The 14,328-nt window shown below is 34.6% G+C and carries 11 protein-coding genes; 2 read left to right on the forward strand and 9 right to left on the reverse strand.

What is annotated here, in order from left to right; genetic code table 11:
* Window positions 1-20: 20 nt before the first annotated feature.
* From ACJJVP_RS11565 to gcvT, 4 genes are read right to left on the reverse strand one after another with little or no spacing between them, the layout of a single operon-like run.
* Window positions 21-311, reverse strand: a complete 291-nt coding sequence (locus ACJJVP_RS11565) for a 4a-hydroxytetrahydrobiopterin dehydratase (RefSeq protein ID WP_291967919.1) — start codon at window positions 309-311, stop codon at window positions 21-23.
* 17 nt (window positions 312-328) lie between these two features.
* A complete protein-coding gene (locus tag ACJJVP_RS11570; protein WP_405413820.1) occupies window positions 329-1,156 on the reverse strand; it encodes a sugar nucleotide-binding protein in 828 nt (275 codons plus the stop codon).
* Window positions 1,153-2,067: a glutaminase gene (locus ACJJVP_RS11575; RefSeq protein ID WP_405413822.1), complete on the reverse strand. Its 915-nt coding sequence runs from the start codon at window positions 2,065-2,067 to the stop codon at window positions 1,153-1,155. Before ACJJVP_RS11575 ends, ACJJVP_RS11570 begins: the two co-directional genes overlap by 4 nt.
* A complete protein-coding gene (gcvT, locus tag ACJJVP_RS11580; RefSeq protein WP_405413824.1) occupies window positions 2,068-3,153 on the reverse strand; it encodes a glycine cleavage system aminomethyltransferase GcvT in 1,086 nt (361 codons plus the stop codon).
* Window positions 3,154-3,314: 161 nt separating this feature from the next.
* Here gcvT and ACJJVP_RS11585 point away from each other — a divergent pair, with 161 nt between their 5' ends.
* A complete protein-coding gene (locus tag ACJJVP_RS11585; protein ID WP_405413826.1) occupies window positions 3,315-4,382 on the forward strand; it encodes a polysaccharide lyase family 7 protein in 1,068 nt (355 codons plus the stop codon).
* Between the two features lie 117 nt (window positions 4,383-4,499).
* On the opposite strand, the gene thrC is transcribed toward ACJJVP_RS11585, so the two are convergent.
* The 3 genes from thrC to thrA are packed head-to-tail and all read right to left on the reverse strand — an operon-like array spanning window position 4,500 to window position 9,225.
* Window positions 4,500-5,792, reverse strand: a complete 1,293-nt coding sequence (gene thrC, locus ACJJVP_RS11590; protein ID WP_405413828.1) for a threonine synthase — start codon at window positions 5,790-5,792, stop codon at window positions 4,500-4,502.
* A gap of 41 nt (window positions 5,793-5,833) precedes the next feature.
* Window positions 5,834-6,760, reverse strand: a complete 927-nt coding sequence (locus tag ACJJVP_RS11595) for a homoserine kinase (protein WP_405413830.1) — start codon at window positions 6,758-6,760, stop codon at window positions 5,834-5,836.
* A 23-nt stretch (window positions 6,761-6,783) separates the two neighbouring features.
* Window positions 6,784-9,225 carry a bifunctional aspartate kinase/homoserine dehydrogenase I gene (thrA, locus tag ACJJVP_RS11600; protein ID WP_405413832.1) on the reverse strand — a complete coding sequence of 814 codons (2,442 nt, stop codon included), beginning with the start codon at window positions 9,223-9,225 and terminating at the stop codon, window positions 6,784-6,786.
* A gap of 268 nt (window positions 9,226-9,493) precedes the next feature.
* On the opposite strand from thrA, the gene ACJJVP_RS11605 reads away from it, so the two are divergent.
* Window positions 9,494-11,041 carry an NAD(P)H-hydrate dehydratase gene (locus tag ACJJVP_RS11605; RefSeq protein WP_405413834.1) on the forward strand — a complete coding sequence of 516 codons (1,548 nt, stop codon included), beginning with the start codon at window positions 9,494-9,496 and terminating at the stop codon, window positions 11,039-11,041.
* A gap of 6 nt (window positions 11,042-11,047) precedes the next feature.
* On the opposite strand, the gene ACJJVP_RS11610 is transcribed toward ACJJVP_RS11605, so the two are convergent.
* Both ACJJVP_RS11610 and ACJJVP_RS11615 read right to left on the reverse strand, forming a co-directional pair.
* Window positions 11,048-11,446 (reverse strand): STAS/SEC14 domain-containing protein, encoded by a 399-nt coding sequence (locus tag ACJJVP_RS11610; protein ID WP_405413836.1) that lies wholly within the window; start codon window positions 11,444-11,446, stop codon window positions 11,048-11,050.
* Between the two features lie 207 nt (window positions 11,447-11,653).
* Complete coding sequence (locus tag ACJJVP_RS11615) at window positions 11,654-14,206, reverse strand: ATP-dependent Clp protease ATP-binding subunit (protein ID WP_405413838.1); 2,553 nt, start codon at window positions 14,204-14,206, stop codon at window positions 11,654-11,656.
* Window positions 14,207-14,328: the final 122 nt, after the last annotated feature.

The following is a 14,328-nucleotide window of genomic DNA, read 5'->3' on the forward strand; positions in this document are numbered from 1 at the left end:
TCTGTAATTGGTATCGGTTATTAAAATTCACTTTCTATTATATCTTCTATGGTTCTTGCTAGAACGAAATCTTTTTCTGTAACACCATTTGCGTCATGTGTATTTAGCCGAATATTCAAAGTGTTATATACATTACTCCAATCAGGGTGATGACCTTGAGATTCACACTCAAAGGCAATTCGTGTCATCACAGAAAAGGCTTCTTTAAAATTCTTAAACTCAAATGTGGTTTCTATGGCACCATCCACATATTCCCACCCGTCAAGTTGACCCAAATAATCCGCTATTTGCTGGTCGGTAAATTTTTCCATTTCTTTCATAATTGCTACTAATTTAAAACATGATGGTCAATAATATCTTGAAAAGTAAACTGTAAATTTTTAGGTAGTGTATTGGACTTTGGTAAAACTGCCAAGTATCTGTCTTCATTGGTAGTGTATACTCTTTTTATAATTGGGTTAAAATTGCCAACACGTTCTAGAATTTCCTTAATAAAATCTTCGTGATGCGTTAAATCATTACTTCCCAAGTGATAGATACCTGTTTTGTTCCTATTGATAAGATAATGAATTTGTTGAGTAAGTTTATCATCATTGGTCACATTTAATATCAAATTAGGAAATACTTCAATAGGTTCATTTTCGATTATAGCTTTTTTCATATCCTTTACTCTAGGAGAACTATTTCCAAAAACCATTGGTACCCTTAGTATAGCCATTTTATTTTTTGGTAACCTAAGCAACATATTTTCAATCTTTATTTTTAGTCTACCATATACACTTTCAGATAAGGTTTTGTCCATTTCGTATGATGGATATTTACTATAGGTATCGAAAACATTGGCAGATGATATAAAATAGATTTTGCAGTCTTCTTTTAAAAGGTATTCTGCAATATGATTATGGGCAATAATCAGGGCAGCAAAATTCCCTCTTAAAGCAGAAACAATTACTTGTGGCTTAACAGCTTCTAAAACCTCAATAATATCATCTTCTTCAAGATTATAATGTACAAACTGCTTATTTGAAGAGAATGAATTTGAGGCATGGCAATAGGTGCCATAAGTATTAAAATATTTACAAAGTTCTTTGTAAATAGCATTACCTATGAATCCGCTTCCGCCAAGAATCAATATTTTTTTTGTGTCTAATTTCAAAAAATAGAGAGTTCAGTTTCTGTAGTTAATTTTTCTAAGGCAAGCATACCTAATTTAGAATTTCCTTTTGGATTAAGACCTGGAGACCATGTAGCTACACAGAATTTATTTGGTAATAATGCAACAATACCACCGCCTACACCACTTTTACCAGGTAGGCCAACTTCAAAGGCGAACTCGCCAGCTTCATCGTAAAAGCCGCATGTAAGCATAATAGCGTTTATGCGTTTAACTTGCGATATGGTCAAGAAGATATTCTCTCTTCTGCACTTTCCATTATTCATGAACATAAAAAAAGTGCTCGTTAGCTGCGCACAACTCATAGCGAGTGAACATTGATGAAAATAAAAGTCTAATACTACTTCTACCTCATTATCTAAATTACCGTAAGATTTTAAGAGGTTGGCTGCCGCAAAATTTCGAAATCCTGTTCGTTTTTCAGACTCCGCTACATCTATATCATAATCTATAGTGTCATCATTCGCAATATTTCTTACGAATGTTAAAAAATCTTTTTTCGGATATTCCAATTGAGAAACTAGAATATCGGCTATCACTATTGCACCAGGATTTATTAACGGATTTCTCGGAATTCCATTTTCTAGTTCTAATAATGACAGATGATTAAATGGATCGCCCGATGGTTCAACATCTACACGTTTCCATACTTTTTCACCAATTTGACCTAATGCCATTGAAAGACTTAAAACCTTAGAGATACTTTGTATTGAAAAGCGTTCATCAGCATTACCGGCAGAAAAACTATTTTGATGAATATCTTGGAGGTGAATTCCAAAGTTATTTACATTAACCTTAGCTAATTCAGGTATATAGTCTGCAATCTTACCCCTATCGTTCTCAGTCGAAGCAGCTTCATTTATCGAGGCAAGAATACTTTGAAAATTTATCATTTACTTTTTGTAAAATGGTAATTTAACTACAGTAGCTGGCACTGCATTCTTTCTAATTTGAATATGTATTTTACTGCCAATAGCTGAAAAAACAGGAGGAACATAACCTAAGCCAATACCTGTACCCATAGAAGGAGACATAGTGCCAGATGTAACTACACCAATGGTTTTTCCATTATTGTCAACAATATCGTAATTGTGTCTTGGTATACCGCGTTCATCTAATTCAAACGCTACCAATTTGCGTTCTGGTCCATGTTGTTTTTCTTTTGCTAAAGCTTCAGAGTTAACAAACTCTTTGTTCAATTTTGTTACCCATCCTAATCCAGCTTCAAAAGGCGATGTGTTATCGTCAATATCATTTCCGTAAAGGCAGTATCCCATTTCTAAACGAAGGGTGTCTCTAGCTGCTAGTCCTATTGGTTTAATTCCAAAAGCTGCTCCAGCTCTAAAAACGTTATCCCATATTTTTTTTACCTCGTCATTCTTACAGTAAATTTCAAATCCTCCAGAACCGGTATATCCAGTTGCAGAGATGATTACATTGTCTATACCTGCAAAATCGGAAACTTCAAAATGATAAAATTTTATATCGGCTAAATTAACAGAAGTCAAAGATTGCATTGCTTCAACAGCCTTAGGACCTTGAATAGCTAAAAGCGAATATCCTTCAGAGATATCTCGCATATCTGCTTTTAAATCTGTATTGTAAGATGAAATATGATTCCAGTCTTTTTCAATATTAGAAGCATTTACTACTAGTAAATATTGCTCTTCTTTAATTTTATAAATGATAAGGTCATCTACGATACCACCTGTCTCATTAGGTAAGCAGCTATACTGAGCTCTACCAATGGTCAATTTAGAGGCGTCATTAGATGATACTTTTTGAATTAGATCTAAAGCAGTAGGTCCAGAAATTAAAAACTCACCCATGTGAGATACATCAAAAACTCCAACAGCATTTCGTACTGTTTCATGTTCGGCATTTACACCTTCGTAAGAAACAGGCATATTGTAACCTGCAAATGGAACCATTTTGGCACCAAGAGATTCATGTGTTGTGGTAAGCGCAGTATTTTTCATCTTTTTAATTTATGAGGAACAAATTTATCGAAAATACTTGTGTTAAATAGGGTAACTTATTGCTTTTAATAATTTTAACCTTACCTTATTTGAAAATTATTTTTGTAAGGTATAATTATGCCATACAACTAATATGTAAAGTATTTAATCAAGTTTTATCTATGAAGCATTTAAAAAGTATTTTCAAATTGCAATTATTAATTATAGCGGCACTCTGTTTTACCCAGCTTACTGTTAGTTGTTCGAGTTCGAATGACAATGAGCCAGAACAGACTCCAGAAGAAACTATTGATGACCCAGAAGTACCTGTCGAAGAAGAGAATACAGATGAAGACCCAGAGGTAGGTGAAGAAACTGGAGATGAAATCTTTGGCTTAAGTGCTAATTTAGAACCATGGGAAAATTTTGATTTGTCTGATTGGGCAATAGATACGCCGGCTGTAGATGAAGAAGATGGTTTTTCTGAACGTTACGGTGAATTGAGTTGGGATGAGCTTGCAACAAGTGATTCACGACCATTCTTTTTTACGCACAGTGATGGTGGTATGAGATTTGTTTCTACTGTTGGCGGGGCAAGAACTAGTCAGAATACTTCATACCCGCGTAGTGAGCTTCGTGAGATGTTGCGTAGAGGTAATACAAGTATTTCTACTCAAGGAGCAAACGCAAATAATTGGGCTCTTGGGTATCAACCAGAAGGAACTGATCACGGAGGTAGAAATGGTACATTAGCCGCTACTTTAATGGTCAATAAGGTAACTACAACAGGTAGTAATTCGCATCAAGGAAGAACTATTGTAGGTCAAATACATGCGGATAATGATGAACCGGCAAGGCTTTATTATAAAAAATTACCAAATGCCGAATATGGTTGTATCTATTTGAAACATGAAATAAGAGATAGTGATGACGTAACTTTTGAATTGATCGGTGATGAAGATTGTAGTGGAAATGGTCCTGAAGACGGTATAAAATTAGATGAACTTTTTTCTTATGAGATTATAAATGATAATGAAGATATTATCGTTCGTATTTATAGAGGTGATGTTGACGGCCCTATGATTGCAGAGACTACGGTAGATATGAATGATTTAAGCAGCGGCTATGATTTAGCTGACGAATGGATGTATTTTAAGGCTGGAGCATACACCCAAAACAACACAGGTGATGAAGATGATTCTGATATCATTACTTTTTATCGCCTAAATAATACCCACGATGCAAATTAATTTTGTTAGTGAAAATCTTATAGGTTCATTTTAGATGAACTAAAATGGAATTAATAAAAAAAGTCGAACTATATAGTTCGACTTTTTTTAGCACATCAGATTTTGGTTTGATATTATTTAATTTATTAGGAAAGATTTCAAATCACCATAGTTTGCAATGCGAATAGATTTTTTGTCTTTTCCCATTACTTTTTCAATCTGTGCAGGTATTTCTAATTTTACATCTAGCGTTTCTTCTACAATATCCAAGAATTTTACGGGGTGTGCAGTTTCTAAGAAAATACCATAAGTGTCAGGGTGTGTTTCCTGATATTTCTTTAATCCCAAGTAACCTACAGCACCATGAGGATCGGCAATGTATCCGTTGATATTATAAATTTCCTTTAAGGCTTCTTTTGTTTGATTGTCATCAAAAGGATAGGAAGAAAGGTTCTCTTTTAATGCTTCAAAATTATCCTGAAACAAATGCCTGATTCTTATAAAATTACTAGGGTCGCCTACATCCATAGCATTGGAAATTGTAGCTGTTGATGGTTTAGGAGTGTACTCTTTTGTTAGCATAAACTGAGGTACGGTATCGTTAACATTCGTAGAGGCTACAAAATGTTTTACAGGCATTCCTAGACGTTGAGCTACTAATCCTGCGCAAATATTACCAAAGTTACCTGAAGGAACAGAAAACACTATTTCTTTACCTTTTGATTTCGCTTGCTTAAAAGCAAAAAGGAAATAGAATAATTGTGGTAACCAACGGGCAACATTAATGGAATTCGCAGAAGTCAGCTTCATATTGTCCAGAAGTTCTTTATCTAAAAAAGCATTCTTTACCATAGCTTGGCAGTCATCAAAAGTACCATCTACTTCTAAAGCAGTAATATTTTTACCCAAAGTGGTTAGTTGTCTTTCTTGAATATCGCTCACTTTTCCGCTAGGGTAGAGTATAACAACATTAACACCTTCAACACCTAAAAATCCATTAGCTACTGCGCCACCAGTGTCACCAGAAGTAGCTACAAGTACGGTAACCTCATTTTTTGTAGACCTGGAAAAATAACCTAAACACTGGGCCATAAACCGAGCACCAACATCTTTAAAAGCCATCGTAGGACCGTGAAATAGTTCTAATGTGGCAATATTCTGTGTGATTTCAACTACCGGAAAATCAAAGTCCAATACTTCTTTTAAAATGTCTTTCAATACATCGTCAGGCACTATACCTTCTACAAATTGTTGTATTGCCTTATATGCAATTTCTTCGTTAGAGAAGCTTTCTATGTTCTCGAAAAAAGAACTTGGTAGCGGACTGATTTTTTCAGGAAAGTACAAACCTTTATCAGGTGCAATACCATTAATTACGGCGGTATCAAAAGAAACCTGGGGCGCTGAATTATTTAAACTATAGAATTTCAAGCTGAATATTTTTAATTGTTATTATTGTAGTGATGTCCAACTTATAATAGTTTAACACCTTCCATATTGATTTTTGATACGTGTATTTCGTAAGCAATACCGATTTTATCGTAAACGGTTTTCATTGCATCACCAACTTTTATAGCTGTTTCGTTTCCTTTGCTAAATGCAAAAATTGATGGTCCAGATCCAGAGATGCCAGAGCCTAAAGCACCGGCTTCTAAAGAAACTTTTTTAACTTCATCAAAACCGGGAATTAAGATAGAACGGATGGGTTCTACAATATGGTCTTCTAAAGAACGACCAATTAAGTCGTAATCTTCTTTGAATAACCCTGCAACCAAGCCACCTACATTACCCCATTGTTTAATTCCGGTTTCCATAGAAATAGTAGTTTTTAAAATCTTTCTAGAATCTGAAGTTTTTATTTCTATTTGCGGATGGATTATGGTTACATATAATTCTGATGGTGCGGGAATGTCTATAACGTCTAGCGGACTATAGCTACGTACAAGTGTAAAACCACCGAATAGGGCAGGGGCTACATTATCTGCATGAGCAACATCACTTGCCAAACGTTCGCCTTCCATGGCAAATTTAACCAATTGGGTCTTACTAAATGGATTTCCCAATAAATGGTTCATTGCCCATACGGCACCTGCAGAACTAGCGGCACTACTGCCAATACCACTGCCTGGTTTTATTTTTTTATCTATTTCAATTTCAAATCCCCCATCATAATCAGAAGCCAATAAAAAAGCGTTTCCGGCTACACCAGCTACGTTGTTTAAAGTTTCTTTTGGTAGATCTTGCCCGGTAAGTTTGGTAATATAAATACCTTTTTTAGATACCTTTCTAACGACCATGTCATCACCGACCGAGTCTAGGGCAACACCTAGAACATCAAATCCGCACGAAACATTTGCAACCGTTGCAGGGCAAAAAACTTTAATTTCATTCTGGTTCATAATGAATATATTATTTATGAAATTTAGAAATTACCAATTCGTATGATATCCGCAAATATACCTGAAGCCGTTACAGCTGCACCAGCACCGGCACCTTTAATGATCATTGGCTGGTCTGGGTATCTTTCAGTATAGAATAAAACAATATTATCGCTACCCTCTAGGTTGTAAAAATCGTGTCCCCTAGGTATTTCCTGTAAACCAACACTAGCCTTGCCATTATCAAACTGAGCAACATATTTCAATTTGCTATCTGCATTTTTTGCGCTAGTAAATAGAGATTGAAAATGAGCTTCGTTTTGTATTAAAGAAGCAAAGAACTCATCATTATTAGCTGTGTTTAAACTTTCTTCAGGTAAGAATGGATTGTTGGTAATGTCGCTGATTTCTAATTGATTTCCACTCTCACGAGCTAAAATTAATATTTTACGCATTACGTCAACTCCACTTAAATCAATTTTTGGATCAGGCTCCGTATACCCCTCTTCCTGAGCTTGTTTTACCACATCATGAAAGGTAGTTTTGTCATTGAAGTTATTGAAAACAAAGTTCAAGCTACCGGATAATACAGCTTGAATTTTCAATATTTTATCTCCTGATGCAATCAGATGTTTTAACGTATCAATAATTGGTAACCCGGCGCCAACATTAGTTTCGAATAAGAAGGGCGCATTATAAGTTCTTGCCAATGATTTAAGATTTGAATAGTTCTCGTAGGCAGAAGAACATGCAATTTTATTACAAGTAACTACTGATATGCTATTACCTAAATATTCGCTATATGTTTTGGAAACCTCTTCACTTGCTGTGTTATCAACGAAGATGCTATTTCTATAATTTAAGCTATTTACTAATTCTAAAAACTTGACCTTATCGGCTTTTTCACCTTCGGCAAGTTTTGCTGACCAATCATTTAAGTCTATTCCTTTTTCATCAAAGAGCATAGTTCTAGAATTAGACATACCAATTACTCGAATATTCAATTTTAAATTCTCTTTCAAGAATTTACGTTGCTCTTTAATTTGCTCTAAAAATTTAGCCCCAACATTACCAACACCCATTACAAATAGGTTTAATTGCTTAATGTTTTCTTCAAAAAACTCTTCGTGCAATGCATTTAGTGCTTTTTTTACATCCTTTTCATCTATTATACAAGAAATGTTTCTTTCAGATGCACCCTGCGCAATGACTCTAATATTTACATTGTTTTTACCAAGAGTGCTGAACATTTTACCGCTCAATCCTTGATGGCTTTTCATGTTATCACCAACTAGCGCAACAATGGCTAAATCTTTTTCAGGAATTACTTCTTTTATGCGACCTCTTTCAATTTCATATTCAAAGGCTTCATTTACTATGTGTACTGCATTTTCAACATCGTCCGCAGATATGGCTACACAAATGGAATGTTCAGAAGAAGCCTGTGTAATTAATACGACACTAATATCCGCTTGTGAAAGTACTTCGAAAAAACGTTTAGAAATTCCTGGAATTCCTACCATTCCTGGTCCTTCTAAGGATAGCAAAGCAATATTGCCAATATGGCTTATTCCACGAACGGTCTTTCCTTTTTCGTTTTTAGATTTTGTAATTAATGTTCCTGCTTCATCAGGACTAAAGGTGTTCTTAATAACAATGGATATGCCTTTAGCTAACACTGGCTGTATTGTTGGTGGGTAAAGCACTTTAGCGCCAAAATGAGAAAGTTCCATGGCTTCCTCATAAGAAATATGTGGTATAGCTTTGGCTTGTTTCACCATTTTTGGATTGGCAGTGTACATTCCGCTTACATCGGTCCAGATTTCGAGAACATCCGCATCAATGGCGGCGGCATAAATTGCAGCGGTATAGTCAGATCCACCTCTGCCTAATGTAGTAGAAATTCCTTCTTCAGAAGTAGCTATAAATCCAGGACAAACAGTTATTTTTTTATTTGAAACTTTAAAATAATCTACGCAGTTAGCATTGGTTTTTGCGAAATTAACCACATTTTTACCGTTAAGCTTATGCGTTATTATAAGCTCTCTACTATCTTTAAACTCAGCATCCAGTTTTTCACTTATTAGATATTCGCTAATAATATATGAAGATAGAAGTTCGCCGTAGCTAACTATCTTGTCAGATAATTTCGGAGTAATTTCTCCGATAAAAAAGGCACCTTCTAAAAGAGTTTCCAATACATTGAACTCGCTTTTTACTTTGCTAAGTACCTTGCTTTGTGCGGTAACCGGCATAAGCTCTTTAATGGTAGAAAGATGTCTTTCTTCTAATGTGCTTAGAATTTTTTTATAAGATTCATCTTGGACAGAAGCTAAGGATCCAGCTTCTAATAAAAGATCCGTTACACCGCCTAATGCAGAAACAACCAGAATTATAGGGTCGTTGTACTTAGAGATGATATTTTTAATTTTAATTATATTTTCAGGTTTGGCTACAGATGAACCACCAAATTTTAGAACTTTCATGATATGAAATATTGACTTTGTAATTTAAGATATGGTGTAATTAAACACAGGTACGGAGAAATATAGTTTTTAACCCCTAAGGGTGAAACATGCCGTAGTAGTACCATAAGTAATAGTAGCTGAAGTGAAATCGAATGTTATGTCTGTTTTATAGCAGTCCATAAATACTAATGGTTGAAAATCAAAAGTAGTACATTTGATAACTTAAACAAATCATTCCACAATTTTTTACGGAATAGTTATTTTTTAGATATAAATACAATAAAGAATGAAATTATATAGTGCAAAACAGATTTATAAAGCAGATCAGATTTCTATAAAAAAAGAGGAGATAGAAAGTAATGAGTTAATGGAACGTGCTGCTTTACAACTCTTCAATTGGATGCATTTACGTATGCAAGGAGCTCCCGTTAAAATACATTTATTTTGTGGAATTGGCAATAATGGGGGTGATGGTATAGCCCTTGCTAGGCATCTAGTGGACCATGGTTATAATGTAGAAGTATACGTTATAAATTACAGTGAAAAGCGATCAAAAGATTTTCTGATAAATTTAGATAGATTGAAAGATCGTAAGGTATGGCCTCATTTTATGAATTGTGATGATGAATTGCCTGAAATTGGAAGGGAAGATATTATTGTAGATGGAATTTTCGGTATAGGACTAAATAGAACTCCAGATGAATGGGTAGTAAAAGTAATTCAATATTTAAATAATTCTCAAGCGTTTATTCTATCAATTGATATTCCTTCAGGTTTATTTACGGATGAAGGTCCAAAAGATTTTGAAGCTATTATCAAATCTAATTTTGTGTTGAGTTTTCAAACTCCGAAATTGGTGTTCTTTTTACCGGAAACAGGTAGGTATATTGAACAATGGGAGGTTTTGGATATAGGTTTGGATCCAGAATATCTAAGAGTTACGGAAACCGATTATGAATTAATAGGTAAAAATGAAGTTCTAACTTTATATAAACCTAGAGAGAAATATGGTCATAAAGGAACTTATGGACATTCATTACTAATTGGTGGTAGTTATGGTAAAATGGGTTCCGTATGTCTTTCATCTAAAGCGGCATTGTATTCCGGTAGCGGTCTTGTAACGTCTTATGTTCCAAGAATAGGATATAACATTTTGCAGACCTCATTACCTGAAATTATGGTTTTAACAGATACGGATGAAAATGAACTTACGGATATTAAGTTTGATTTAGAGCCGTCAGTTGTTGGAGTAGGTATTGGTATTGGGACAAGTGAACCTACAGTGAAAGCCTTATCTAATTTTTTAAAAGGTAATAAAGTGTCATTAGTAATAGATGCGGATGCGCTAAATATTCTTTCTCAGAATAAAGAGTTATTAAAAGATTTACCTGAAGATTCTATTTTAACTCCGCATCCAAAAGAGTTGGAACGACTAATTGGAAAATGGAAAGACGACTTTGAAAAATTAACCAAGGTCAAAAAGTTTTCAAAAAAATATAAGTGCATAATAGTTATTAAAGGTGCACATACTATTATAGTTCAGAATGACAAAGGTTATGTAAATACAACCGGAAACCCCGGTATGGCTACTGCGGGAAGTGGTGATGTCTTAACTGGTGTAATTACAGGTCTAAGGGCTCAGGGTTATCCTGCTTTAGATGCTGCAATATTTGGAGTTTACTTGCATGGTAGAGCCGGTGATATTGCTGTAGATTCTACAGGTTTTCAATCGTTAACAGCTTCTCATCTTATTGATAATATTGCTGGTGCGTATTTAGATTTATTTAAAATGCCTGAACAACCTGTAGTGGAGGAAGAAAATCAACAAAGTTGATTTTCATTAAGAATTAACTCTTCTTTTGACCCATTTTAATGCATTGTCAAATTCAATGAAAAACTTCATAGGTTTTTTATAAAACAGCTTTTCAATCTTAAAGTTATGCATGTCAATCTCTTTTACTGAGACAATAGCAAAAGCTTTAAGATTGTCGAGTTGTTTAAGATAATTGTAAATGGTAGGGTCTATGGCAAACGAATTTTTACGAAGACTGATAAAACCAAAGTTTTTATCTCTAAAATGAATCTCTGATATACCGATAATCTGATATGCTCTTTCTAAAGTTAAAGTAGCTCCTTCATCGAAAATCGATACCATGTAATTTTCATATACTTGAATTTTTCCTGTCTCTAATTCGTACTCTCGCACAATCACCTTCTTCTTGGTAGGTCCAACTTTCATTCTATTCGTATTAATATAGTGTGTCTATAGCGAAAGTATAAGGAACTACATTCTCTAGGTAAATTTTTAGTTTAAACGCGAAAATATCGTTCATACTGCGTATGCTTACTAACTGGTGTATTTTTATTCTTACATATAAAATTATATTGTACGAAAAAGGAGCCCTCTTCAGGGCTCCTTTAATATATTCTAGTAAAGTACAAATACCTATGTTTTAGGTGATTCTTCCTCTGCTTTTTCAATTTTAATAGTCAATTCTTCACTTTTCTTATCAAGATCGATATAAATACTATCTCCCTCTTTAAGTTTAGAATTTACGATTTCTTCCGCAAGGGCATCTTCAATGTATTTTTGAATAGCTCTTTTAAGCGGTCTAGCTCCATATTGTTTGTCAAAGCCTTTTTCAGCGATATAGTCTTTGGCCTCGTCAGTAAGGTTCAAGTGGTAACCAATGTCTTTGATTCTCTTGAATAACTTCGCTAATTCAATATCTATTATCTTATGAATATCCTCTCTTTCTAAGGCATTGAAAACAATTACATCATCAATTCTATTTAAGAATTCAGGAGCGAATGCTTTTTTCAACGCATTTTCTATTACTCCTTTTTGATGAGCATCTTCTTGTGACTTTTTGGCAGCCGTACCGAAACCTACACCTTGACCAAAGTCTTTTAATTGTCTAGCGCCAATATTAGAAGTCATTATAATAATGGTATTTCTAAAATCGATTTTACGACCAAGACTATCTGTTAAGAAACCATCATCCAATACTTGTAACAACATATTGAATACATCTGGATGTGCTTTTTCAACTTCATCTAAAAGAATAACAGAGTAAGGTTTTCTTCTAACTTTTTCAGTTAATTGACCACCTTCCTCATAACCAACATATCCTGGAGGTGCTCCAACTAATCTAGAGATGGCGAATTTCTCCATATACTCACTCATATCTATACGAATAAGTGCGTCTTCAGAATCAAAAAGTTCTTTAGCCAATACTTTTGCCAATTGTGTTTTACCAACACCTGTTTGACCTAAAAAGATAAACGAACCAATTGGCTTGTTTGGGTCTTTAAGTCCGGCTCTATTACGTTGTATAGCTTTAGAAACCTTAGCAACTGCATCATCTTGACCAATTACGTTAGATTTAATAAGCTCAGGTAAACCTGCCAACTTATTACTTTCAGTTTGTGCAATTCTATTTACAGGAATTCCACTCATCATAGAAACAACATCTGCAACATTGTCTTCACTAACGGTCTCTTTGTTAAGCTTACTGTCATCTTCCCAGCGCTCTTGAGCAATAGCAAGTTCCTTTTCTAGACTTTTTTCATCATCACGAAGCTTTGCAGCTTCTTCATATTTCTGCTTTTTAACAACACTGTTCTTAAGCTCACGCACATCTTCTAATTTCTTTTCCAATTCAAGAATTTGTTTTGGAACATCCATATTTACAATGTGCACACGAGAACCGGCTTCATCTAAAGCATCAATAGCTTTGTCCGGTAAAAAACGATCCGTCATGTATCTATTAGTCAACTTAACACAAGCTTCAATAGCTTCATCAGTGTAGGTTACATTATGGTGATCTTCGTATTTACCTTTTATATTATGAAGAATTTCAATTGTCTCATCAACAGAAGTCGGTTCAACAATAACTTTTTGAAAACGTCTTTCTAAAGCACCGTCCTTTTCGATATACTGCCTGTATTCATCTAGGGTAGTGGCACCAATACATTGAATTTCACCTCTAGCTAATGCTGGTTTAAACATATTGGAAGCATCCAAACTTCCGGTAGCTCCACCTGCACCTACAATAGTATGAATTTCATCAATGAATAAAATAACATCGTCATTCTTTTCTAATTCGTTCATTACAGCTTTCATTCGCTCTTCAAACTGTCCGCGGTATTTTGTGCCAGCAACTAAAGAAGCAAGGTCAAGTGTAACAACTCTTTTGTTATAAAGAATTCTAGAAACTTTTTTATCTATAATTCTTAATGCAAGACCTTCTGCAATGGCACTTTTACCAACACCTGGTTCACCTATAAGTAATGGGTTGTTCTTTTTTCTTCTACTAAGAATTTGAGAAACCCTTTCTATTTCTTTTTCTCTACCAACAACTGGGTCCAATTTATTTTCCTCAGCCATTTGGGTAAGGTCTCTACCAAAATTATCTAATACCGGAGTTTTAGATTTTTTGGTGCCTTTTTGACTAGAAGAAGCACCAAAAGTACTTTCTTTACCTTCGTTCGTATCTTCAGAATCACTAGGGAAAGACTCGGCCGTTGGGCCGTCTACCATATCGTCATCGCTTGTAATCATAAATTTAAACTGTTCCTTTACTCCGTCATAATCCACCTTTAGTTTATGTAAAAGTTTCGTAGTAGGGTCATTTTCATTTCTAAGAATACAAAGTAAAAGGTGCGCTGTATTTATAGAAGAACTTTGAAAAAGTTTAGCTTCTAGAAATGTGGTTTTCAATGCACGCTCTGCCTGCCTTGTTAAGTGTAAATTCTTTTTATCTTTTTGTACGCCACTGGCGTTAGGGTTAGAAGGACTAAGTATTTCTACTTTTCTACGTAGGTGTTCCAGATCAACTTCCAAAGCATCTAAAATGCTTATAGCCTTCCCGTTTCCATCTCTAAGAAGCCCTAGCATGAGGTGCTCGGTACCGATAAAATCGTGACCAAGTCGCAATGCTTCCTCCTTGCTATAAGCAATTACATCCTTTACTCTTGGGGAAAAATTATCATCCATATACTATATTATCTACTATAAAATTACTAAATATGATTCAATCAATGGCAAATACCGTACCTATAATCGTTAAAGTTATTGTAAAACCCATTAAATACGGCTTTAATAGTGCTCAAATACTC

The organism is Maribacter sp. Asnod1-A12 (genome assembly GCF_045063735.1).
Taxonomy (GTDB): Bacteria; Bacteroidota; Bacteroidia; order Flavobacteriales; family Flavobacteriaceae; genus Maribacter.